The organism is Streptococcus sp. ZY171113 (genome assembly GCF_057748235.1).
Window position 1 is genome coordinate 699,889 of sequence record NZ_CM173243.1, and the last position, 24,198, is coordinate 724,086.

At 51.9% G+C, this 24,198-nt stretch carries 14 protein-coding genes; 10 read left to right on the plus strand and 4 right to left on the minus strand.

The genetic code is table 11. The features are described 5' to 3' along the window. The first annotated feature begins 129 nt into the window (after positions 1 to 129). The 4 genes from gatC to AC3ARB_RS03275 all read left to right on the plus strand — a co-directional run bounded on the left by gatC (position 130) and on the right by AC3ARB_RS03275 (position 10,362). The gene (gatC, locus tag AC3ARB_RS03260; RefSeq protein ID WP_488321134.1) at positions 130 to 429 is read left to right on the plus strand and encodes an Asp-tRNA(Asn)/Glu-tRNA(Gln) amidotransferase subunit GatC; all 300 of its coding nucleotides are present in this window, start codon (positions 130 to 132) and stop codon (positions 427 to 429) included. Then, positions 429 to 1,895 carry an Asp-tRNA(Asn)/Glu-tRNA(Gln) amidotransferase subunit GatA gene (gene gatA / locus AC3ARB_RS03265; protein WP_488321135.1) on the plus strand — a complete coding sequence of 489 codons (1,467 nt, stop codon included), beginning with the start codon at positions 429 to 431 and terminating at the stop codon, positions 1,893 to 1,895. Before gatC ends, gatA begins: the two co-directional genes overlap by 1 nt. Further along, positions 1,895 to 3,334: an Asp-tRNA(Asn)/Glu-tRNA(Gln) amidotransferase subunit GatB gene (gene gatB / locus AC3ARB_RS03270; protein ID WP_488321136.1), complete on the plus strand. Its 1,440-nt coding sequence runs from the start codon at positions 1,895 to 1,897 to the stop codon at positions 3,332 to 3,334. The genes gatA and gatB overlap by 1 nt, the downstream gene beginning before the upstream one ends. Before the next feature lie 389 nt (positions 3,335 to 3,723). After that, complete coding sequence (locus tag AC3ARB_RS03275) at positions 3,724 to 10,362, plus strand: alpha-N-acetylglucosaminidase TIM-barrel domain-containing protein (protein WP_488321137.1); 6,639 nt, start codon at positions 3,724 to 3,726, stop codon at positions 10,360 to 10,362. Between the two features lie 274 nt (positions 10,363 to 10,636). Here the strand turns inward: AC3ARB_RS03275 and AC3ARB_RS03280 are convergent, their stop codons facing one another. Continuing rightward, positions 10,637 to 11,293 carry a DUF1129 domain-containing protein gene (locus AC3ARB_RS03280; RefSeq protein WP_488321138.1) on the minus strand — a complete coding sequence of 219 codons (657 nt, stop codon included), beginning with the start codon at positions 11,291 to 11,293 and terminating at the stop codon, positions 10,637 to 10,639. Positions 11,294 to 11,422: 129 nt separating this feature from the next. Next, positions 11,423 to 12,358 (minus strand): magnesium transporter CorA family protein, encoded by a 936-nt coding sequence (locus AC3ARB_RS03285; protein ID WP_488321139.1) that lies wholly within the window; start codon positions 12,356 to 12,358, stop codon positions 11,423 to 11,425. Positions 12,359 to 12,515: 157 nt separating this feature from the next. Between AC3ARB_RS03285 and uvrA the strand changes: the two genes are divergently transcribed. Continuing rightward, positions 12,516 to 15,338: an excinuclease ABC subunit UvrA gene (gene uvrA / locus AC3ARB_RS03290; protein WP_488321140.1), complete on the plus strand. Its 2,823-nt coding sequence runs from the start codon at positions 12,516 to 12,518 to the stop codon at positions 15,336 to 15,338. A gap of 188 nt (positions 15,339 to 15,526) precedes the next feature. Here the strand turns inward: uvrA and AC3ARB_RS03295 are convergent, their stop codons facing one another. Beyond that, positions 15,527 to 16,483: a DDE-type integrase/transposase/recombinase gene (locus AC3ARB_RS03295; RefSeq protein ID WP_488321141.1), complete on the minus strand. Its 957-nt coding sequence runs from the start codon at positions 16,481 to 16,483 to the stop codon at positions 15,527 to 15,529. A gap of 185 nt (positions 16,484 to 16,668) precedes the next feature. Here AC3ARB_RS03295 and secA point away from each other — a divergent pair, with 185 nt between their 5' ends. From secA to recG, 5 genes are all read left to right on the plus strand, one after another. Beyond that, complete coding sequence (gene secA / locus AC3ARB_RS03300; RefSeq protein ID WP_488321142.1) at positions 16,669 to 19,203, plus strand: preprotein translocase subunit SecA; 2,535 nt, start codon at positions 16,669 to 16,671, stop codon at positions 19,201 to 19,203. Between the two features lie 60 nt (positions 19,204 to 19,263). Beyond that, a complete protein-coding gene (gene acpS, locus AC3ARB_RS03305; protein WP_488321143.1) occupies positions 19,264 to 19,632 on the plus strand; it encodes a holo-ACP synthase in 369 nt (122 codons plus the stop codon). Continuing rightward, entirely contained in the window at positions 19,622 to 20,725 is a 1,104-nt protein-coding gene (gene alr, locus AC3ARB_RS03310) for an alanine racemase (protein WP_488321144.1), read from the plus strand. The genes acpS and alr overlap by 11 nt, the downstream gene beginning before the upstream one ends. A 71-nt stretch (positions 20,726 to 20,796) precedes the next feature. After that, the gene (locus AC3ARB_RS03315; RefSeq protein ID WP_488321145.1) at positions 20,797 to 21,210 is read left to right on the plus strand and encodes an Ohr family peroxiredoxin; all 414 of its coding nucleotides are present in this window, start codon (positions 20,797 to 20,799) and stop codon (positions 21,208 to 21,210) included. 48 nt (positions 21,211 to 21,258) lie between these two features. After that, a complete protein-coding gene (gene recG / locus AC3ARB_RS03320; RefSeq protein WP_488321146.1) occupies positions 21,259 to 23,277 on the plus strand; it encodes an ATP-dependent DNA helicase RecG in 2,019 nt (672 codons plus the stop codon). Positions 23,278 to 23,372: 95 nt separating this feature from the next. Here the strand turns inward: recG and AC3ARB_RS03325 are convergent, their stop codons facing one another. Next, entirely contained in the window at positions 23,373 to 24,110 is a 738-nt protein-coding gene (locus AC3ARB_RS03325; RefSeq protein ID WP_488321147.1) for an excalibur calcium-binding domain-containing protein, read from the minus strand. Between the last annotated feature and the right edge of the window lie 88 nt (positions 24,111 to 24,198).

A 24,198-nucleotide genomic window follows, 5' to 3' on the forward strand; every position in this document is an offset into this window, starting at 1 on the left:
GGGGCTGGGGTTGTTTTTTTGCATCATAGCAGATTGGTTTAGGAAAGCTGAAATTTTCTTGTTGCCCAGCTCTGCTATTTCTCCTAAAAATATGCTATAATGAAGGGACAGACAAAATGGAGGAATGTGATGAAAATTTCTGAAGCAGATGTGCGTCATGTGGCCAAGCTGTCCAAGCTGGCCTTTACGGACACGGAGACCACCGCTTTTGCAACGACTTTGAGCAAGATTGTGGATATGGTTGAGTTGCTGGCTGAGGTGGATACGACTGGGGTGCCAGCCACGACCACTATGGCCGATCGCATCAACGTCATGAGAGAAGATGTCGCCCTTGCTGGTGATGACCGTGCATATTTGTTCAAAAACGTGCCTAGCCATGAGAATAACCTCATCAAGGTACCAGCCATGCTAGAGGGAGGAGATGCCTAATGACCTTGCGTGACAAAACCATTGACCAGCTCCATGACCTGCTGGTTAAGAAAGAGCTGTCTGCGGTTGAATTGACCGAAAGCACCTTTGCAGACCTGGCGGCTCGTGAAGAGGCGGTGGGGTCCTTCCTGACCCTCAACCAAGAAGCGGCTCTGGAAAAGGCGCGCCAGCTGGATGAGGCTGGTATTGATGCGGACAATGTCATGGCAGCTATTCCCGTAGCGGTTAAGGACAACATTTCGACCAAGGGCTTGGTGACAACAGCAGCTTCTAAGATGCTGGAAAACTACGAGCCAATCTTCGATGCAACCGTTGTGGAAAATCTCCATGCCAAGGACATGATTATTGTTGGTAAGACCAACATGGATGAGTTTGCCATGGGTGGTTCCAACGAGAACTCGGCCTTCAAGCTAACTAAAAATGCCTGGGACCAGTCAAAAGTGGCTGGCGGTTCTTCGGGTGGTTCGGCGACTGCTGTTGCCTCTGGTCAGGTTCGCCTGTCCCTGGGCTCTGACACGGGTGGCTCTATCCGCCAGCCAGCGGCCTTTAACGGGATTGTCGGCATGAAACCGACCTACGGTCGGGTGTCTCGTTTTGGTCTGATTGCCTTCGGATCATCTTTTGACCAGATTGGACCATTTTCACCAACGGTTAAGGAAAATGCCCAGTTGCTCAATGTCTTGGCTAGCCATGACAAGCGTGACTCCACCTCATCAGCTAGGGAGCTCGGCGATTTCACCGCAAAAATCGGCCATGACATCAAGGGGATGAAAATCGCTTTGCCTAAGGAGTATATGGGTGAGGGGATTGCCCCTGCTGTTAAGGAGAAAATCCTTGAGGCAGCCAAGCACCTGGAGAGCCTGGGAGCTATCATCGAGGAAGTCAGCCTGCCCCACAGCAAGTACGGGGTGGCGGTTTACTACATCATCGCTTCGTCGGAGGCCTCGTCTAACCTGCAACGCTTTGACGGGATTCGCTACGGCTACCGCACGTCTGACTTTGACAATCTAGAAGATGTTTACGTGAAAACGCGGAGCGAGGGCTTCGGTGAGGAAGTGAAACGCCGCATCATGCTGGGAACCTTCAGCCTGTCGTCTGGTTACTACGATGCCTACTTCAAGAAAGCGGCTCAGGTGCGGACCTTGATTATCCGTGACTTTGAGCAGGTTTTTGCAGATTACGACCTGATTTTGGGGCCAACGGCACCAGATGTGGCCTATGGTTTGGGCACGCAGAACCATGACCCTGTGGCCATGTACCTGGCTGACCTCTTGACCATTCCTGTTAACCTGGCGGGTCTGCCAGCCATTTCTATTCCAGCAGGTTTTGTGGACGGTTTGCCAGTCGGCCTGCAGTTGATTGGGCCGAAATACGCTGAGGAGGTCATCTACCAAGCGGCTGCAGCCTTTGAAGCAACGACTGACCACCACACCAAGAAACCTGTGATTTTCGGAGGTGCCAACTAATGAACTTTGAAACCATTATTGGACTGGAAGTCCACGTGGAGTTGAATACTAATTCCAAAATTTTCTCGCCAGCGTCAGCCCATTTTGGGGAAAACCCAAATGCCAACACCAACATCATTGACTGGTCCTTCCCAGGTGTCTTGCCGGTGATTAACAAGGGGGTTATTGATTCGGGCATCAAGGCCGCTCTGGCCCTCAACATGGCCATTCACAAGTCCATGCATTTTGACCGCAAGAACTATTTCTATCCTGACAACCCCAAGGCCTATCAGATTTCCCAGTTTGATGAGCCCATTGGTTACAATGGCTGGATTGAGATTGAGCTGGAAGATGGCTCGACCAAGAAAATTCGCATTGAGCGGGCTCATTTGGAAGAGGATGCGGGCAAAAACACCCACGGCACGGACGGTTATTCCTACGTTGACCTCAACCGCCAGGGGGTTCCTTTGATTGAGATTGTGTCGGAAGCTGATATGCGTAGCCCAGAGGAAGCCTACGCCTACCTGACTGCCCTCAAGGAAATCATCCAGTACACGGGCATTTCTGACGTTAAGATGGAGGAGGGTTCCATGCGGGTGGATGCCAACATTTCCCTGCGTCCTTATGGCCAGGAAAAGTTCGGCACCAAGGCCGAGCTGAAAAACCTCAACTCCTTTAACTACGTCCGCAAGGGCCTCCAGTACGAGGTGGAGCGTCAGGCTAAAATCCTGCGTTCTGGTGGGGAAATCCGTCAGGAAACCCGTCGTTATGATGAGGCGACTGGGGAGACCATCCTGATGCGGGTCAAAGAAGGCTCCGCTGATTACCGTTACTTCCCAGAGCCAGATTTGCCACTCTTTGAGATTGACGACAGCTGGATTGAGGCGGTGCGAGAAGAATTGCCAGAGTTTCCTAAAGCTCGCCGTGCCCGCTATGTGGACGAACTGGGTCTGACCCCATACGATGCTGGTCAATTGACAGCGACCAAGTTTACCTCAGATTTCTTTGAAAAGGCTGTGGCTCTGGGTGGAGATGCCAAGCAAGTGTCCAACTGGCTCCAAAGTGACGTTGCCCAGTACCTCAACACGGAACAGACCACCCTGGATAAACTGAAACTGACCCCAGAAAACTTGATTGAGATGATTGGCTTGATTGCTGACGGTACCATTTCCTCTAAAATCGCCAAGAAGGTCATGACCCATTTGGCTAAAAACGGTGGTTCAGCCAAGGACTACGTTGAAAAAGCTGGTCTGGTGCAGATTTCTGACCCAGCGGTCCTGATTCCGCTCATCCACCAAATCTTCGAGCAGGAAGAAAAAGCCGTGGCCGACTTCAAGTCAGGTCGCCGCAATGCCGACAAGGCCTTTACAGGCTTCCTCATGAAAGCTTCAAAAGGTCAAGCCAACCCACAAGTGGCTCAGCAGCTCCTGGCCCAGGAATTACAGAAATTGTTGGATTAAAAGAAGAGCCCATGATTTTCGGCTGAAAATCATGGGGTTTTCTTATTTTTGGGGGAGGAAGAGATGAGCTCATCTATAAGTAAGAGATGTCTGCTAATACTTTAGACCGAATGAAAAAGGGTGAGGCGATTACAATGAAAACCTTGGCTACTACTTGGTTATGGTAGATGTTTTTAGCTGTTTCAGTTTTTTGGGGGATTGAGTACATTATAGAGTAGCAATTGTCATCGGTTATCGAGGGCATTTTTCGTTTACGGTTTTTTGAACCTTGTCTGGGGGAAAAGTTTACTAAATTTTACTACTTATCCTATTCCTGGGGTCTTGATTTTTAGATGATTTTTCGGTATTCTATAAGTATATATTGAAAACGGAAACATAAGGAGGGTTCTATGAAACCTTTGCATGAACAGCAAGGCAAGTACGGCATTCGGAAATTGTCTGTTGGGGTTTGTTCGGCCTTAATTGGGTTGAGTATATTAAGTGCTAATCAGGTGGCGGCAGATGAGGTTGTAAAACCTGTTATCGACGGTGAGCTTGTCCCTGTTTTGACGGAAAACCCAATGGAAATAGCAGGGGAGACGCCAACGGGTCTATCTGAGGGTGGTCAACAGACGGAGCGTCAGCCTATTTCACCCGAAAAAGAAGCAGACGAAGTGGTTAAACCGAGCGAGGGGCAGAATGCTGATGTGGTGACTGAGCACCAGCCGCGGGAACTGATGGCGTCGCAGGCGACGGGCCAGGAGGTCAAGGTTGGGGTCAGCCAAATCACGGCCAAGACTGGACCAGGTAGCTCAACCGCTAACATCCTGGACGGCAACCCAGCCACGGCCTGGGAGTCTGTGCCGAGCGTGGCCCACACCTATGAGGGCATGGAGGACCACAACCGGGTGGTGGACCTGACCCTGGATGGGACCTATGAACTGTCCAGCATCACCCTCAAGAACAAGGTGGATGGCTCCTTTAACAACTACTACATCTACGTGTCGGAGAACGGGACGGACTATACTCGGGTGGCGGCCAAGATGGACGAGTCCCCAGCCACGGCCCAGGGGGATAGTTACCAGCTGGGTGGGGTGCGGGCGGCCTACCTGCGATTTAACATGGCCTATAACTCCAATAAGTTTGTGACCAATTTGGCCGAGCTGGACATCAGGGGCCGTAAGGTCACTAACCAGGTTCCAGAAAAGGCACCGATTACCGTTGAAGACTGGGAAACTAGCGACTGGAAGACCAAGTGGGACCAGTTTGAAACGGATAAGGCCTACGCCGATACCAAGGTCAAGGAAGAGCTATCCGCTCTGGTTGGTCGGGTTATCGGTCGGGAATGGACGGACAAGTTCACCTTTGAACTCACGGAAACGACAGGGGACAAGGATACCTTTGAGATTGATAACCGAGCGGATCAGGGCATTGTTATCCGAGGCAACAACGGGATTGCCCTGGCTTCTGGTTTTAACTACTACCTGAAAAATTACGGCCAGGTGGACTATGATCCTGTCTTTGCCTCCAACACTAAGTTTGAAGCGGTGGTGCCTGTTGAGGCACCGGTGAAAAAAGAGGCGAATTTTGACCACCGTTATGCCCTCAACTACACGACCTACTCTTACACCATGGCCTTCTGGAACTGGGACGAGTACGAGAAGTTCTTGGACTGGTCAGCCATGAATGGCATCAACCTCATGCTGGACATTGTGGGCCAGGAAGAGGTGCTCCGTCAGACCCTAAGGGAATTTAACTACACCGACCAGGAAATCAAGGACTACATTCCTGGGCCAGCCTACTACGCCTGGTTCTACATGCAGAACCTGTACAGCATTGGCGGGCCGCTGCCAGACAACTGGTTTGCCCAACGGGTGGAGCTGGGCCGTCGCATTCATGACCGCATGCAGACCTATGGCATCAAACCAGTCATTCAGGCCTTTTCAGGTCAGGTGCCTGTGGACTTTGCCCGTAAAAATCCAGGTGCGGTCCTGTCACCTAAGGACCATTGGCCAAGCTTTGTGCGGCCGGCCATTCTCAAGACCTACCTGGACGATGCCGAACGCCAGGCTGGTAAGCAGGATTATTTCTCCCGAGTGGCGGATGTCTTCTATGACAAGCAGAAGGCCATCTTTGGTGACGTGTCTCATTATTACTCGACCGATCCCTTCCATGAAGGGGGCAATGCCGGCAAACTAGACATCACCAAGATTTACAAGACCGTTCAGGACAAGATGTTGGCCAAGGACCCGCAGGCCATCTGGGTGCTCCAGCAATGGCAGGGTAACCTGGACGCCCGTCGCATGCGAGAGTTGGATAAGACCAAGCTCCTGGCTCTTGATTTGCAGACGGACATGCGGCACGAACACGGCCTCTTTGAGCAGAACGGCACCCCTTGGGTTTACAACGTGCTCCACAACTTCGGTGGTCGCATGGGGGCTGACGGCAACCTGACCAAGGTGGCCGTTGACCCCCTCACCATGAGCAAGCAACGCCAGCACATGGTGGGGATTGGCTTGACGGCCGAGGCCCTGGAAAATAGCCCAGCAGTTTACAGCCTGCTCTTTGACACCAACTGGTCTAAGGACCCGATTAACATCAACGATTGGTTGAATAAATACGCCGAGCGTCGGGCAGGTGGCGACAGCACCAATGTCAAAGAGGCCTGGAAGCTGTTGCTGGAGACGGCCTACCGAGACAAGGGCCGCTACTATCAGGGAGCTCCTGAGTCGGTTATCAATGCCCGTCCGACAGACCGCTTTAAGGCCGCCTCAACCTGGGGTCACAGCGATATTCTCTACGACAAGGAAAAACTGGATCAGGCTCTCAAACTCCTCTTGGCTAGCTATGACCAGTTCAAGGACTCAGAAGCCTACCGCTACGACGTGGCCGAAGTTGCAGCTCAAGTTCTCAGCAACGGGGCCAAGGAATACTATGACCAGATGGTGGCCGCTAAGAACGAGCGTGATTTGGACCGTTTCAACCGCTACGCCAACGAGTTTCTAAAGGCCATCGACCTTAGCGACCAGCTGGCCGGAGCCACCCAGAAATTCATGCTGGGCAATTGGATCAACACGGCCCGCAAGATGTTACCGGGAACCGATGACTGGACCAGCGACCTCTTTGAGGCCAATGCCAGAACCATCATCACCACTTGGGGAACAGAAAAATCAGGTTCGCTTAAGGACTATTCCAACCGCAAGTGGTCTGGTTTGACGGCTGACTTCTACAAGAAACGCTGGGAAATCTGGATTCGCAACCGCCAGGCTGAATTGTCTGGCCAGGCCAAGCGACCAGAAGACCAGAAGGCAGAGAGCAACTGGTACCTCTGGGAGTCACGTTGGACCAACCTTAAATCCATTGATGACAAGCAATTTGCCAGCCAGCCAGATGTGGCTAGTTTGGGTAATCTTGCTAGGTCTGTTCTGGCCAATCATTCCTATACCGCTGTTCGTAAAAAGCTGGACAGCAACGCCTTGATTGAAAACACTAATTTGGCCTTGGGCAGACCATTCACTACGCCTTCTACCAGCACAGCTGGTCAGCCATCCTTCCTCAGTGACGGCCTGGCGGACTATTCTTGGCAGCCAAAAGGTGACGGCAGTCACCTGGTCGAGGTGGATTTGGAAGGGCTCTATCGCCTGGACAGCATTAATCTGGCCCTACCGCAATTGGCTACCCAGTTTCCTTATGATGTGGACATTGATTTTTATGACCCTGCCAGCCAGTCTTGGCAGGTCCTCAACCAGGTGCGTGGGCGTCAGCTGGAGGCCAATGAAAGCTTCCCAACCCAAGTCCTGGCCAGCAAGGTGCGATTGAAAGTCTCTTCTAGGGATTTCGCCAATAATCCTGTCAAAATCAATGACATCGCCATCATGGGCCATCCAGTCACCGAGGAGTTGACCAATCTGGTTAAGGGAACTCAGGCGACGACCAGCAAGACCAATACCGACCCAGGTTCTCCCCTGACCAATGTGACTGATGGCAATACTGGTAATCTCTGGAAAACCACGGACTGGGGGAATGCCGCTTACCCAGCTAAGGTTAGCGTGCCTGTCAATCCTGGGGCCCATGTGGAGCGGGTTGAGGCGGTCTTTGAATCAGCGGGACGTCCCTTCAAGTTTGTCCTCAAGGTGACCGAACTTGATGGCACTGAGACCGTGGTTCACGATGCCTACCGTGACCATACGGGTACCCTGCCTGAACGCAGTTATGGAGCGACCATTGGCCGTGCCATTAAGGCTGCAACGGTGGAGTTTTTGGGCATTACTGGCCAGGGGCAATTTGGCCAATCTGGTCCAGCCCTGTCAGAACTTAAGGTCTTGGGTTACCCAAGTGGCCAAGCCTTCAACGATTTGACCAAGAATCAGCTGCCAACCACCAATAAGACCAATACTGACCCAGCCTTCCCTCTTGCTACCATTACTGACAATGATAACAAGACCTTCTGGAAGACTAGGGACTGGGGACACAGTGCCTACCCAGCTCATGTGACCCTGACAGCTCCAGACAAGAACCAGGTGGACCACCTGCGTTTGGCCTTCGAAAAAACAGGTCTTCCCTTCAAATTTAGCGTGACCGTGACCGAGCTTGACGGCCGTGAGACAGTGGTCTTTGACCGTTATCGTGACCACACTGGCACTCTGGCTGAGAAAGAATTTTTGATTCCAATCGACCGCAGCATTCGTTCTGCCCGTCTGGATTACCATGGCATCACCGGCAAGGGTGAGTTTTACGCCGCAGGTCCAGCACTAGCCGAGTTTAACCTCATGGGTCACCTTAAAGCAGATGACCACCAACTAGCTGATTACACGGCCCTTAACCAGGCTCTCACGACTGTTCCGACGGATTTGACTTCTTACACTGAGGCCACAGTTGCCCCATTGGAGGCTCTCTTAGCCACGATTGGCACCAACCGCCAGCGTCATGAACAAGATGTGGTCAATGGCTGGCGTGACGAGTTGATGAAATCTATCCAAGCCCTCCGTCTCAAGCCAGTTGACGATAGCCAGCTCAAGGCCTTGCTGGAAACCGTACCGGCTGACCTGACTCCTTACACCCTCAATACTGTTTTGGTCCTGGATCGGGTTCTGCAAAAAATTGGTACCGACACCAGTCGATTCAACCAGGCTACCGTCAATGATTTAGAAAACCAACTCCGTCAAGCCCTGGCTGGTCTGGTTCGCCAACCGCAAACGGGTGAAGACTTGCTGGCTCAACTCCAAGCAGCTCGAGCGGAGCGAGACGCAGCGATTACTGAGAAAAATAGCTTAGCGACCCAGGTTACTACCCTGACCAGTGACAAGACTGACTTGACCAAGAAGCTTCAGACTGCCCAAACGGCCTTGACTGATGCCCGTACGGATAAGACCCGTCTGACCGACCAAATCAACCGCTTGACGGGTGAGAAAACTGATTTGGCTAACCAAATCACAGCCCTGACCAGTGACAAGACGCGTTTAACAGCCGACAATGCTGATTTGACCAATCAGCTGGCAACAGCCCGTGACCGTTTAGCGAATGCGACGGCCCAGCTGGGTGCCCTGGGAGGTGATTCATCGGGCTTGCTCAATCAACTGACAGCCACTCAAACGGCTCTAGAAGCGGCACGTTCAGCGAAAACCTATCTGGAAAATGAATTAGCTCGTCTCAGACAAGCCCAGTCTCATCTGATGGCAGAGTTGACAGCAGCCCAGGGAGATTTGGCGGTTTCTCAAGCAAGCCGAGCAGGTTTGACAGAAGAAGTTAATCGCCTGACCCTGTTAAATACAGATTTGGCTAGTCGTCTTGAGATTGCGACGACACAAGTCATCGACCTGGAGTTGGCTCAAACCCGTCTCCAGCAAGAGGTGTCTGCGTCACGGCTTCAATTAGCCTCTCTGAGAGCCCAGCTGGCGGCACTGGGAGGAGACTCATCCGCTCTCTTGAACCAGCTGACAGACGTTCAAGCCGCCCTCTTGACGAGTCGTGCGGACAAGGGACGCTTGGAAGAGCGATTGGCCCAGCTCCAAGCCTCCTACGCTAACCTCCTGGCTGACAAAGAGCGTCTGACCCTGATGGTGGCGGATTACGCTGAACGTTTGGGACAATGGCAGAGCGGTCATTCAACCTTATTAGCTGAAAAAACCGCCCTTTCAGACCGTCTGTTTGCGTTAGAAAAAGAGTTGGCCACACGGACGAGAGCCAAGCAAGAAGCTGACCTAGCTCTTCAAGCAGCACAAGCTGAAATAACCGCTCTTGAAGCCCAACTTAGGACCGAGCAGGGAGAGGATTCAGCCCTTCTCACTCAACTGTCTACGGTTCAACAGGCCTTGAATGAAGCTCTTGCAGACAAGGCCCGACTGGAGGCGGAACTAAACCAACTCCAAGAGGTCCATGCGACCCTAACCGTTGAACACAATAGGATTAAGGCAGAAAGGGTGCAGGCTGAACAAGTCGTGGCAGCTGTTCAAGCTGAAAATAGCCATCTTCAGGCCCAGTTGGTTCAGGTGACAGAACAAGTTAAAACCCTAGAAACCAGTCTGTCCGCCCTAGAAACCGCCCTGGTAGAAGCCAAGGCTCAGGGGTCAGAAGAACAAGAAGGTCACCAGAAAATCCCAAGTGAATCCAGCCCTCAAAACCTAACAGCTGTGACTGAACAAGTCGGTCAGCTAGAAAACCAAGTCACTGATTTGACACTGGCTGAAACAGTAAGCCATGAACCAGCTCAAAAGGAAATTTCGGTGTCTGAAGTGGATCAAGGGGACACTGTTAGCTCTCTTGCTGACTCTGTTCTGACATCTAGCTCGCTTGTTCAACCGTCAATCCAAGCCCCCCTTATTGACAGCAAGGTTGAGGAACCTAAACCAGTGCTTGCCGTTAAAGGTGTCGAAGCTCCCGTGCTCGGTTCAGCTCCTGACCAAGATCAAGCAGGACCTGCTTCTAGCCCAGCAAAACTCCCTGAGACAGGAGATGGCTTAGCCTTATTGACTTCTCTTGCAGGGGTGAGCAGTTTGGTAGCAGGGCTGGGACTGGCAGCACATTCCCAACAACGTGATGAGGACATCTAGTCTCTGACAGACATGGTAGCATGGTAGCCTTGCTAGTGACCACATTTGCTGTCCTGTGACCTAAAAAACCAGATTGGCCGTTTGGCCAACCTGGTTTTTTATGGCTTTTAGAACCTGTATTCACAATCGAAGTATTTGATTGACTAGGCTAGTTTTGGTGCAATCGAGAAACATTTTTGCAGAAATACTGCCCGTATTACCAAAAAATGTGACAAAGAGTGAGCCAAAACTAGCCAGTCAGGTGAATGCTGAGATGTGAATATAGGTTCTTAGCTTAACGCAAAGGTGTCATAGCATTTTGAACGTTGTACTTGAGTTTGAGGTAGTAGCGGCCTGCAAAAGCTAAGGCAGCCAAAAGAACAAGGACTGGTAGTGGCAGGGTCGGGTTGACACTGTCAGGGAGCAAGGCTGTCGCTGAACTCACCGTTACCCAGGTTGCCATAGAAGCACCCAAAATGAGGAGGCTTTTGAGCAGATTAGGTCGTTGTTGCCTTGGTTTGCCCATATGGCGGTAGATGTAGTGGTAGTTGACATAGAGGGCCACACCACCCAGAGCACAGAGGGTTATCAGGGAAACCAGCTTGGTTGGGGTCGGTGTCTTGCTAAAGAGGGTTGTCGCGGCATTAATTAAGGCTAAAATTCCCAAAAGTAAGAGGCTCATATCCAGCCACATGAGCTTAGGATTGGTGTTGGTTGGACGTTCTGACGGTTTGGTTGGCTCAGGCTGGCTAAAGCTGGCTGCCCAAGCGGTCGGTGCCCCCAAAAAGTGGCGGGCTGTTTCGCCCGCTGCCTGTCGTTCCAAAATCTTAGGCAGGGCCTCTTCCAGAATGGCCTTAATCTCGCTGTCCGACTTGCCGTCAGCCATCAGTTGCTTGGTGGCGATATTGACAAAGTCCTGGTTTTTTTTGGTGAGTTGTTCTAATTGTTTCATGGGTTTCCTTTCTTTTCATAGGGGTGTTTGGGGCAATAGCTGAGCGGATTAGTGGCTTGGGATGACAGCTAGTGTCTTCTGGTTCAGGCTGATTAGCTCTGCTATTTGCCAGATAAGATCAAGCAGTGACTAGAACCACCGGTTCTTGATGAAGTAGATGATGGTGGTAAAGCTGAGTAGGGCGGCCAGGACGATAACAATCCAGAAGGCTTGGCTGTACTCCGCCAGAGGCACACCCACGTTCATGCCGTAGGCCGAGAAAATCACGGTCGGAATGTCCAGGGCAATGGTCATGAGGGCCAGGGTCTTCATGATGGTGTTCTGGTTGTTGGAAATGATGGCAGCAGACGTTTCAGCCAGGGCTGAGAGGACGGTCCCGTAGATGTCGGCCATCTCCAAGGCCTGCTGGGTTTCAACCAGGGTGTCTTCCAGTAAATCCTCGTCCTCAGGGTATTTTTTCAGGCTACTGCTGTGGCCTGAGAGCTTTTTGACCACTCGTTCGTTGAGTTTGAGGGCAGCTTTCAGGTAAACGACGGATTTTTCCAGCTCCATCATGTCGATAACCTGCTCGTTCCGAGTGGCCCGTTCCAGATGGGCACTGATGCGGTCCGTCTGGCGGTCAATGCTCCGCAGGGCGGTCAGAAAGAGTTCGGCATTGCGGTAGAGGAGCTGAAAGACGAAGCGGGTTTTCATGTAGGTGTAGAAATTTTTGACCCGCCGATTGAAGAAGTTATCAAAGAGGGTCAAGGGTTCCAGACAGGTTGTGATGACAGCGTCTTTGGTCACGATGATGCCCAAAGGAATGGTCACATAGTAGCTCTTGTGGTTCCGTTCCTCCTGGGTCGGCACATCCACGATGATCAGGGTGTAGTTGTCCTCGATGGCAATACGAGAAGCCTCTTCCACGTCTAGAGGGGCCCTGAGGTCGGTGATGTCAATGTTAAATTCCTGAGCCAGTTTGACCGACTCCTCCTGGGAGGGGTTGACCAGGTTAATCCAAGCCCCTGGCTCAAAGGTGTCCAGTTCGGTAAACTCTCCTGCTTTTGACAGAAACATTTGTTTCATGGCAGCCCTCCTTGTGTCTTGATGTCGTACCTTCTATTATACACTAAATCTTGGACTTTTGGGGCAATACTGGCAGGATTTTTTTGGTATAATGAGAGAATTGGTGGGCGTACTTGTTTCGCTAAGACCGTAAAATCATTGAATAAAGGAAAAACTCATGCAAGACAAACTGATTATTCGTGGGGCCAGGGCCCACAACTTGAAAAACATTGATGTGGAGATTCCCCGTGACAAGCTGGTGGTGGTGACGGGCTTATCAGGGTCTGGTAAGTCCAGCCTGGCCTTTGACACCATCTATGCCGAAGGCCAACGCCGCTATGTGGAGAGCCTGTCGGCCTATGCCAGACAGTTCTTGGGCAACATGGAAAAGCCTGATGTGGATAGTATCGAGGGTCTCAGCCCTGCCATTTCCATCGACCAAAAAACCACCAGCAAAAATCCCCGCTCTACCGTGGGCACAGCGACGGAAATCAATGATTACCTGCGGCTGCTCTACGCTCGGGTCGGTAAGCCCTACTGTGCCAATGGGCATGGCGAGATTGCGGCTTCGTCGGTCGAGCAAATCGTGGACAAGGTGCTAGCCCTGCCTGAGCGGACGCGGATGCAGATTTTGGCCCCTGTGGTTCGCCGCAAGAAGGGACAGCACAAGCCGCTCTTTGAGAAAATCCAAAAGGACGGCTATGTGCGGGTTCGAGTGGACGGCGAGGTTTACGATGTGACCGAGGTCCCTGAGCTCAACAAGAGCAAGAACCACGATATTGAGGTGGTGGTGGACCGTCTGGTCAACAAGGAGGGGATTCGTTCCCGCCTCTTTGATTCGGTGGAGGCAGCCCTGCGGTTGGCGGATGGCTATGTGGTCATCGACACCATGGACGGGAATGAGCTCCTCTTTTCGGAACACTACGCCTGCCCTGTCTGTGGCTTCACGGTGGCGGAGCTGGAGCCTCGGCTTTTCTCCTTCAACGCTCCCTTTGGCTCCTGCTCGACCTGCGATGGGCTAGGCATGAAGCTGGAGGTGGATATGGATTTGGTGGTTCCTGACCCGAGCAAGACCCTGCGGGAGGGCGCTCTGGCCCCTTGGAACCCTATTTCTTCCAACTACTACCCCCTCATGCTGGAGCAGGCCATGACCCAATTTGGAGTGGACATGGACACCCCTTGGGTAGACCTGTCCGAGGCTGACCAGCAGCTGGTCCTCTACGGGTCTGGCGACCGGGAGTTCCACTTCCACTATGAGAACGAGTTCGGCGGCGTGCGGGACATCGACCTGCCCTTTGAGGGCGTGGCGGTCAATATCAGCCGCCGTTACCACGAGACGGCCAGCGACTACACCCGCAACCAGATGCGGCTCTACATGAACGAGCTGACCTGTGTGACCTGTGACGGCTACCGCCTCAATAGCCAAGCTTTGTCAGTTAGAGTCGGTGGGGAGGATGGTCTCCACATCGGAGAACTTTCAGACCTATCAGTTGAAGACCATTTAGCGGTGCTGGCCGATTTGAAACTGGGTGTTAACGAGGAAACCATCGCCCGCCCAATTGTCAAGGAAATCAGCGACCGCTTGACCTTCCTCAATAATGTGGGCCTCAACTATCTGACCCTGTCTCGGTCAGCAGGCACCCTGTCTGGTGGCGAGAGCCAGCGGATTCGTCTGGCCACCCAAATCGGTTCCAACCTGTCAGGGGTCTTGTATGTCTTGGATGAGCCGTCTATTGGCCTCCACCAGCGGGACAATGACCGCCTGATTGCCAGCCTGAAAAAGATGCGTGACCTGGGCAATACCCTGATTGTGGTGGAGCATGATGAGGACACCATGATGGCGGCGGACTGGCTGATTGATGTTGGGCCAGGAGCTGGTCAGTTCGGCGGCCAGATTGTGGCCTCTGGTACGCCTAAACAGGTGGCCAAGGACAAGCATTCGATCACCGGAGCCTACCTGTCTGGCAAGAAAACCATACCTGTGCCAACCGAGCGACGAGTTGGTAACGGTCGCTTCATCGAGGTTGTCGGAGCAAGCGAGAACAACCTGCGAAACGTGTCCGCCAAGTTCCCTCTAGGGAAGTTTATCGCGGTGACGGGGGTGTCTGGTTCTGGCAAATCAACCCTCGTCAACAGCATTCTCAAAAAAGCAATCGCCCAAAAGCTCTATAAAAACAGCGACAAGCCGGGTAAGCACAAGAGCGTGTCGGGGATTGAGCACATCGAGCGGTTGATTGACATCGACCAGAGCCCCATTGGGCGGACGCCCCGCTCCAACCCAGCCACCTACACGGGTGTTTTTGACGACATCCGCGACCTCTTCGCCCAGACCAATGAGGCCAAAATCCGTGGCTACAAGAAGGGTCGTTTCTCCTTTAATGTCAAGGGCGGCCGCTGCGAGGCCTGTTCGGGCGACGGTATCATCAAGATTGAGATGCACTTCCTACCTGATGTTTATGTGCCGTGCGAGGTCTGCCACGGCAAACGCTACAACAGCGAAACCCTGGAGGTCCGCTACAAGGACAAGAACATCGCCGAGATTTTGGAGATGACCGTCAACGATGCCCTGGATTTCTTTGCGGCTATTCCTAAGATTGCCCGCAAGATTCAGACCATCAAAGACGTGGGTCTTGGCTATGTGACCCTGGGTCAGTCAGCTACCACCCTGTCTGGCGGTGAGGCCCAGCGGATGAAGCTGGCCAGCGAGCTCCACAAACGGTCAACTGGCAAGTCCTTCTATATCTTGGACGAGCCAACGACTGGCCTTCATACCGACGACATCGCTCGCCTGCTCAAGGTTCTGGAACGGTTCGTGGACGACGGCAACACGGTTCTGGTCATCGAGCACAACCTGGACGTCATTAAGACGGCTGACCACATCATCGACCTGGGTCCAGAAGGCGGTGTCGGCGGTGGCATGATTATCGCCACAGGTACGCCAGAAGAAGTAGCGGCGGTTGAGGAGAGTTATACAGGACGTTACTTGAAAGAAAAATTATAAGCAAAAAGCTGGAGGCAACTCTAGCTTTTTATTATTTTTTGTGAAAGAGCAGAGCTGATTAGGCGGTTGTTAGTGGATTGTTAGCCTTTGTTTGACATGGCAGGTTTAAGAACGTAAAAGTCGGTCTCTGTACCTTTGTCAATGATGTGAGACCAAAATTGTCAATTTGAAGATAGTCATGTGTTAATCTATAGAGGAGCTAGTTCCTCTATAGATTTTCTGATGTCGATAGGAGATTTCCATCCCAGTGTTTGCATTGGTAGTCTATTTGATTGGTAAAGATAGGCCTTCATCTGTTTGATGAGGTCGTCATAGGAGTAGAAGGTCAAGTACTGATAAAACCGTCTGTTGTCGTTTCTGTGGCTTCTTTCTACCTTACCATTGTGTCGAGGTGTTCGTGGTCGAATGAGCTTGTGTTCAATCCCCAATTCTTGGCAAAGCAGGTCTAGAGGGTGGACTTGCTTGGTTTCTCTGAAATGGGTAAACTCAACACCATTATCCGTCTGAATGATTTGTGGCTTGTAGCCAAAGTGTTTAATAACCATTTTGACAAACTGGACGGTGGAATGAGAGGATTGTTCCTTGAAGGGGTAGATGAACCGTTCCCGGCTGGCTTCGTCAATAACGGTGTACTGGTAAAACTTATCAGGTAGCTTACCTGTATAACACTGCTTAGGCACGTATTTAACGTCCATCTGCCACTTGACGCCTAATTGCGTTGGCGTGTCGTAGGGTTTGGGAACATAGGGTTTGGTCTTGGATTTAGGTGTTTTAAAGACCCCCATTTTCCTTAAGACCCGAAAGAGTGAGCAGGGATGGCGGTTGTAGCCTTTGTTGGTTTTGAGTTTGTAGAAAATCTCGATAAGGGTTGCATTTGGGTTTCTGCGGATGCAGTTTTTAATCCAGGTTATTTCCTGTTGAGTATGAGCTTTTGGGTGGGTTTTATGCGGTCTGTGAGACTTATCTCGCAGGGATTCCTTGGTGCCATCAAAGCGATTATTCCATCGCATGAGGGAGGCCTTTGAGACCTTGTAACGTCGACGGATAAAGTCTACAGAGGCTCCGTTTCGATAGGTTTTCACAGCGTGGTAGCGGGTTTCAAGTGTGTGTGGCAAATAGCGATGGTTTTGTGGTATACTAGTCATGAGGAGATTCCTTTTGTGGTGAGTGGTGGTACTCTTATCATATCAGGAATCTTCTTTTTTGGTTCACCTAGGTCTCACATCAATTGTAACGTAACAGGTTTAAGAACGTAAAAGTCGGTCTCAACCTTGAAATTAGGGCTATCTTATGGTAGAATAAACTGATTAGACTCTCGAAAGGATATTAGATGTCAAACTTTGTTAGAAAACTCGTCGAAAATGAAAAAGGCGAGCTGCGTAAATTAGAAAAAATGGCCAAAAAGGTCGAATCCTATGCTGGAGCTATGGAAGCCTTGTCAGACGAGGAACTTCAGGCTAAAACGGTAGAATTCAAGGAGCGTTACCAGCGTGGCGAGACCCTGGACCAACTGCTTTTTGAGGCTTTTGCGGTTGTTCGTGAGGGAGCCAAACGGGTTCTGGGGCTCTTCCCCTATCGGGTGCAAATCATGGGCGGTATCGTCTTGCACCATGGTGACGTGCCTGAGATGCGGACAGGTGAGGGGAAAACCCTGACCGCGACCATGCCCGTTTACCTCAACGCCTTGGCTGGCGAAGGGGTTCACGTTGTTACCGTTAACGAATACCTGTCAGAGCGTGATGCGACGGAGATGGGACAACTTTATAGTTGGTTAGGCCTGTCTGTCGGTATTAACTTGGCTTCCAAGTCACCAGCGGAAAAACGTGAGGCCTATCTCTGTGACATCACCTACACCACCAACTCGGAGGTCGGCTTTGACTACCTGCGTGACAACATGGTGGTTCGTAAGGAAGCCATGGTGCAACGTCCGCTCAACTATGCCCTGGTTGACGAGGTGGATTCAGTTTTGATTGACGAGGCAAGAACTCCTCTCATCATCTCTGGTGCTCAGGCGTCGGACATCAGCAAGCTCTACACCTTGGCAGACCACTTTGTCAAGACCCTCAAGAGCGATGATTACATCATTGACGTGCCGACTAAGACCATCGGTTTTACAGATTCAGGTATTGATAAGGCAGAAACTTACTTTAAGTTGGACAACCTCTATGATTTGGAAAATGTCACTTTGACCCACTTCTTGGACAATGCCCTGCGGGCCAATTACATCATGACCTTGGACATTGACTATGTGGTTTCTGAAAAAGAAGAAATCCTCATCGTTGACCAATTTACCGGTCGTACCATGGAAGGTCGTCGTTTCTCTGATGGTCTCCACCAGGCTATCGAGGCCAAGGAAAGTGTTCCAATTCAGGACGAAACCAAGACCTCAGCGTCCATTACCTACCAGAACTTCTTTAGGATGTATAAGAAACTGTCAGGGATGACGGGTACTGGTAAGACCGAGGAAGAAGAGTTCCGTGAAATCTACAACATGCGGATCATCCCAATCCCGACCAACCGTCCTATCCAGCGGATTGACCACCCAGATTTGCTCTATCCGAGCCTGGTGGCCAAATTTAAGGCTGTTGTTGAAGATGTCAAGGCCCGCTACCAGAAAGGTCAGCCTGTTCTTCTGGGGACGGTATCGGTTGAAACCTCCGAATTGATTTCTCACCTCTTGGTGCGGGCTGGCGTTCCTCACGAGGTGCTTAATGCCAAGAACCATGCCAAGGAAGCACAAATCATCATGAATGCTGGCCAGCGTGGAGCTGTCACCATTGCGACCAACATGGCGGGACGTGGTACGGATATCAAGTTGGGACATGGTGTGTTGGATTTGGGTGGCCTTTGTGTCATCGGTACAGAGCGTCACGAAAGCCGTCGGATTGACAACCAGCTCCGTGGTCGTGCGGGCCGTCAAGGGGACAAGGGTGAATCTCAATTCTACCTGTCTCTGGAAGATGACCTCATGCGTCGTTTCGGCTCGGACCGTATCAAGGCCGTCTTTGAACGCATGAACCTGACAGAAGACGAGGCGGTCATTAAGTCTAAACTCTTGACCAGCCAGGTTGAAGCCGCCCAGAAACGGGTTGAGGGCAACAACTACGACACGCGTAAGCAGGTCCTTCAGTACGATGATGTCATGCGTGAGCAACGGGAAATCATCTATGCCCAGCGTTATGATGTGATTACTGCTGAACGTGATTTAGGTCCTGAACTCAAGGCCATGATCAAGCGAACCATCGATCGTGCAGTTGATGGACACAGCCGTTTGGAGCGTCAGGCTGCTGTGGAAGCCGTCTTGAATTTTGCGAAAACAACCCTCCTCTCTGATGAGGAAATCAGCCTGTCTGACTTGACCCCTTTGAAGTTCCCAGAGATGAAGACTTACCTTTACGAGCGAGCCTTGGAGGTCTATGCCCGTCAAATGGCCAAGCTTCGTGACGCAGATAAGGTGCTGGAGTTCCAAAAAGTGCTGATTCTCATGGTGGTTGATAACAAGTGGACCGAGCATATCGACGGTTTGGACCAGCTTCGCAGTGCGGTAGGTTTGCGTGGCTATGCTCAAAACAACCCGATTGTTGAGTACCAATCAGAAGGTTTCAAGATGTTCCAGGATATGATTGGTGCCATTGAGTTTGAGGTGACCAGAACGCTGATGAAAGCTCAGATTCATGAGCAAGAACGGGAGCGAGCACCACATGAGACCCACACAGCAGCCACGAAGAATATTGCTGCTCAGCCGATTGGTGGTCAAGAAGTTGCTGAGACCGAGCCAGTGACTGTCGGTCGCAATGATTTCTGCCCTTGCCGTTCAGGTAAAAAATTCAAAAACTGTCATGGCCTCTCAGAGAGCCTGATGTAAGATGACATACGATAGGGCGGTTGGTACTGCTTTATCGTATTTTCTATTGAGGAGAGTAAGATGATTGTCGGACACGGGATTGACCTCCAAGACATGAGCCGCTTAGCTGAGGCTTTGGCTAAGAAACCTCAGCTGGCTGGTAAAATCCTAACACCCAAGGAGCTGGCGGTTTATGGGGGCCTGCCAGCCAAGCGGTCCCTGGCCTATCTGGCTGGCCGTTGGGCAGCCAAGGAGGCCTTTTCCAAGGCCTACGGAACAGGGCTTGTGGCTGGATGCAGTTTTCAGGACTTGGAGTTTCTGAGCAATGACAAGGGGGCCCCAATCTGCACCCAGTCCCCTTTTGAAGGTCGGGTTTGGGTATCCATCAGCCATACAGCCAATCTGGCCCAGGCCAGCGTGATTTTAGAAGGAGAGGGTCATGATTCCTAGTCCCCACCGCCCGACCTGGGCGACCATTCGATTGGACCGTATTCGAGAAAACATTGAGCAGGTGGTTAGCCACTTGCCTCGGCCAGTCAAAACTTTTGCGGTGGTCAAGGCCAATGCCTACGGCCACGGGGCAGTGGCGGTGGCCCAAGCTATCGCTAATCAGGTAGATGGTTTCTGTGTCTCCAATCTGGACGAGGCCCTGGAACTGCGTCAGGCTGGGATTGATCAGATGATTTTGGTGTTGGGGGTGGTCTTACCAACAGATGTGCCTCTGGCCCTTGCCAATCAGGTTAGGCTCACGGTGACCAGCTTGGACTGGTTTCAGCTGGCTCAAGACCAGGGGATTGACTTGACTGGTCTGGTGGTCCACCTCAAGATTGATAGTGGCATGGGTCGGCTGGGTTTGCGGAATTGGCAAGACACCCAGGTCCTCATGACTGAACTGGCTCGGGCTGGTGCGGTGGTGGAAGGTATCTTTACCCATTTTGCTACGGCAGATGAGGCAGACACCAGCTACTTTGACCAGCAACTGGCTAATTTCAAGGATCATCTGGCTCACTTGAACCGCCTGCCAGAGCTGATTCACACCAGCAATTCGGCGACCAGCATCTGGCATGGGGAGACGGTTTTTAGTGCGGTTCGCTTGGGTGTTGTCATCTACGGCCTAGACCCAAGTGGCGGAGCTCTGCCATTGCCCTATCTCATCAAACCAGCCTTGACTTTAAGTTCCCGTCTGGTTCAGGTCAAGACCGTTCCAGCGGGCCAAAAAATCGGCTACGGCGGCAGTTACGTGGCCAGTCGGGAGGAGGTCATCGGGACCGTGCCTATCGGCTATGCGGACGGCTATGTGCGGGACTTGCGGGGTTTTGAGGTCCTGGTGGACGGCCAGGTTTGCCCCATTGTTGGCCGAGTGTCCATGGACCAGCTGACCGTTCGCTTGCCCAAAGTTTATCCCTTGGGCACCGAGGTGACCCTTATCGGGGAAAATGGCGGAGCGGTCATCACCGCCACGGACGTGGCTGAGCATTGCCAGACCATCAACTACGAGGTGGTCTGCCTGCTGAGTGACCGGGTGCCACGGCGATATGAGTAAGGGAGTTGTTTTACTTGCAAAGTTTTCTTAAAATCTGTATAGTAGGGTATCAAATGAAATGAGGAATTATCATGCAAGCTATTTACACAACCAAAGTTCACAACACTGGCGGCCGAGTTGGTCAAGCCTTTACAGAAGACCACGCCTTTGAGGTGACCGTTGTTCGCCCAGGCGATGACCAGCCAGGCACAACCAATCCTGAGCAACTCTTTGCGGCGGGCTACGCCTCTTGCTTTAACGGAGCTGTTGGTGCGGTTTTACGCAGCCGTGGCCTGGAGGCCAATGCCAAGATTTCAGCAGAAGTCACCCTCTACAACCTTGGGGCCAGCGACCTGCCAAACGTCGGTCTGGGTGTGGCCATCGAGGGTTACATTGAGGGGCTGAGCCTGGAAGAGACCCAAGAGATTTTGGACACGGCTCACACCGTTTGCCCCTACTCAAAAGCCGTAGCTGGCAACATTGACGTGACGGTCAAAGCCGTTTAATCATGATAAAGCCCCGACTGTTCGGGGCTTTTGTGCTATAATAGAAGCATGATTGCATTGACAGATAAGTTGTCGGTCTTGCCCGGAATTGGGCCCAAGTCGGCAGAGAAGTTTTTAGGACTGGGACTTGCCACCATAGAGGACCTCCTGGTCCACTACCCTTTCCGCTACGAAGATTTCAGCAGCCGTCAGGTGCTGGACTTACTGGATGGCGAAAAGGCCGTAGTGGCTGGCGAGGTGGTGACGCCTGGCCATGTCCAGTATTATGGCTTTAAGAAAAATCGGCTGAGCTTCAAACTCAAACAGGGTGAGGTGGTGGTTGGGGTCAGTTTTTTTAACCAACCCTATCTCCAGGACAAAATTAGTGTCGGCCAGCAGCTGGCCATTTTCGGCAAGTGGGATAGCAAGAAGGCCACCTTGACTGGTATGAAAGTTCTGGCCCAGCTCAACGAGGACTTGCAACCTGTCTATCACACGGTGCAAGGGGTCACCCAGGCCAACCTGGTCAAGGCCATAACGGCGGCCATTGACCTGGGCTACCTGGACCTCTTGCAGGAAAACCTGCCTGAGGACCTCTTGGTCAAGTATCGTTTGATGGGCAGAAAAGAGGCTTGCTACCGTATGCATTTTCCGGCCAGCTTGGCGGATTATAAGCAGGCCCTGAGGCGGGTCAAGTTTGAGGAGCTGCTTTATTTTCAGCTGGACTTGCAGAGTTTGAAGGCCGATAACCGAGCGGAGACCAGCGATCTGGCCCTGGCCTACGACCGAGTGGCGGTTGAGAACAAGCTGGCAGCTCTGCCATTTGCCCTAACCCCAGCCCAAGCCAAGAGTTTGGAGGAAATCCTGGCGGATATGGCCTCGGGCCGCCACATGAACCGGCTCCTGCAAGGGGATGTGGGGAGCGGCAAGACCGTGGTGGCGGCTTTGGCCATGTTTGCGGCCCAGACGGCGGGCTACCAGGCAGCCCTCATGGTACCGACTGAAATTTTGGCTGAGCAGCACGCCCTGAGCCTGAGCCAGCTCTTTCCCGACCTGTCCATTGCCCTCTTGACCTCGGGGATGAAGGCAGCAGCCAAGAAGACGGCTTTGGCAGCTATTGCTGACGGTCAGGTGGATATGGTGGTTGGGACCCATGCCCTGATTCAGGAGGGGGTCACCTACCACAAGCTGGGTTTGGTCATCACGGATGAGCAGCACCGCTTTGGGGTAGCCCAGCGACGGCTCTTTCGGGAGAAGGGGGACAATCCTGACGTCCTCATGATGACGGCCACGCCCATTCCTCGGACCCTGGCCATCACGGCCTTCGGTGACATGGATGTCTCCATCATCGACCAGCTGCCTGCGGGGCGTAAGCCCATTGTGACCCGTTGGGTCAAGCACCCTCAACTGCCCCAGGTCTTGGCTTGGCTCAAGGAGGAGTTGGCCAAGGGGGCCCAGGCCTACGTCATTTCGCCCCTGATTGAGGAGAGCGAGAGCTTGGATTTGAAAAATGCCCTGGCTTTATACGAGGAATTGACCGACTTTTTTGGTGAAGAAGCCAAGTTGGGCCTCCTCCACGGCCGCATGAAGACCGAGGAGAAGGATGCGGTTATGCAGGCCTTCAAGGCTGGCGAGCTCTCACTTCTGGTCTCCACAACCGTTATAGAGGTTGGGGTCAATGTCCCCAATGCCACGGTTATGGTCATCATGGATGCCGACCGCTTCGGCCTCAGCCAGCTCCACCAGTTGCGGGGTCGAGTTGGTCGGGGAGACAAGCAGTCCTACGCTATTTTGGTGGCCAATCCCAAGACTGATTCGGGCAAGGAGCGGATGACCATCATGACCGAGACCACGGACGGCTTTGTCCTGGCCGAGGCGGATTTGAAGATGCGGGGATCAGGTGAGATTTTCGGGACCCGCCAGTCGGGCCTGCCTGAGTTCAAGGTGGCTGACCTGGTCGAGGACTACCCCATTTTAGAAGAGGCCAGAAAGGTGGCACAAAGCATCACCCACCAACCAGACTGGAAAAACCAGCCAGAAAACGCCGTTTTCCTGCCCTATCTCCATAAAAAAGAGCATTTTGATTAAATGGTTTTTGTGCCTCTTCAGTTTTTCACTTATTGTAAATCAAAAAATGTTCCAAAGTCATCTGATTTTGGAACATTTTGCTTTTTTAAGACTTATTAGTTTCTGTTAGTGAGTTCGCAACCAATACCGTCTCCGTCACGGTCTAAGTGAGGTCCGTATCCAGGGTCACCCTTGCGAATTGGTGCAACACCAGCTGCTCTAACGGCATCGCAATTTTTGTAAGATGGTTGATTTGTAGGTGCAGGTTGCTCAGTTGTTGGTTGATGGGTTAGAGCAGGTTGTTCTACTGTTACTCCAGTCTCTTTTGGTTGCTCCTGTGCTGTTGGTTTTCCATAAGAAGTGTCTAGGTAACCTTCAGCAACAGCCTGCCAAGCAATACCTTCATATTTCCAGCCAATAGAGGCGAGGTGATTTGCTTCTTCAGCAGAGGTAGTGTAGTGGTGGGAACCAGATGAAGCATTGGGATTATAGAGACGATGGAGCCCAATAGGACCACTAGATTTCCAAGCGACCCCCTCATATTTCCAATCGGCTTTAACTAAAAAGTCACGCTCTTCAGCACTTAAAGTATAATGGTGATCGCCCCCTTTGGCATTTGGGTTGAACAAGCGGTACACATCATTGCCTTGTTCGGGTGCAACCCAACCAATCCCCTCATACTGCCAACCCACACTAATCAAGTGATTTCGTTCTTCTACAGCTAAGGTATAAAAATGCTCGCTGGTATTTGGGTTGTAGAGGCGGTACATTTCTAATGTTGACGCTTCTGTTCGAAAACCAACTAAGAAAAAGGCACTTATTAACGTGATAAAAACTAATCGCCATTGTTTCATATTAGTAGACCTCCAATAAAAGTTGTTCTAAATATATCAAAATATGACGCTCTTGTCAATAGTTTTCTAAGCGATTTCAGAATGACAT

Coding starts and splice junctions, on each gene's coding strand:
- gatC (WP_488321134.1), top strand. CDS start 130: ATGAAAATTTCTGAAGCAGATGTGCGTCATGTGGCCAAGCTGTCCAAG.
- gatA (WP_488321135.1), top strand. CDS start 429: ATGACCTTGCGTGACAAAACCATTGACCAGCTCCATGACCTGCTGGTT.
- gatB (WP_488321136.1), top strand. CDS start 1,895: ATGAACTTTGAAACCATTATTGGACTGGAAGTCCACGTGGAGTTGAAT.
- AC3ARB_RS03275 (WP_488321137.1), top strand. CDS start 3,724: ATGAAACCTTTGCATGAACAGCAAGGCAAGTACGGCATTCGGAAATTG.
- AC3ARB_RS03280 (WP_488321138.1), bottom strand. CDS start 11,293: ATGAAACAATTAGAACAACTCACCAAAAAAAACCAGGACTTTGTCAAT.
- AC3ARB_RS03285 (WP_488321139.1), bottom strand. CDS start 12,358: ATGAAACAAATGTTTCTGTCAAAAGCAGGAGAGTTTACCGAACTGGAC.
- uvrA (WP_488321140.1), top strand. CDS start 12,516: ATGCAAGACAAACTGATTATTCGTGGGGCCAGGGCCCACAACTTGAAA.
- AC3ARB_RS03295 (WP_488321141.1), bottom strand. CDS start 16,483: ATGACTAGTATACCACAAAACCATCGCTATTTGCCACACACACTTGAA.
- secA (WP_488321142.1), top strand. CDS start 16,669: ATGTCAAACTTTGTTAGAAAACTCGTCGAAAATGAAAAAGGCGAGCTG.
- acpS (WP_488321143.1), top strand. CDS start 19,264: ATGATTGTCGGACACGGGATTGACCTCCAAGACATGAGCCGCTTAGCT.
- alr (WP_488321144.1), top strand. CDS start 19,622: ATGATTCCTAGTCCCCACCGCCCGACCTGGGCGACCATTCGATTGGAC.
- AC3ARB_RS03315 (WP_488321145.1), top strand. CDS start 20,797: ATGCAAGCTATTTACACAACCAAAGTTCACAACACTGGCGGCCGAGTT.
- recG (WP_488321146.1), top strand. CDS start 21,259: ATGATTGCATTGACAGATAAGTTGTCGGTCTTGCCCGGAATTGGGCCC.
- AC3ARB_RS03325 (WP_488321147.1), bottom strand. CDS start 24,110: ATGAAACAATGGCGATTAGTTTTTATCACGTTAATAAGTGCCTTTTTC.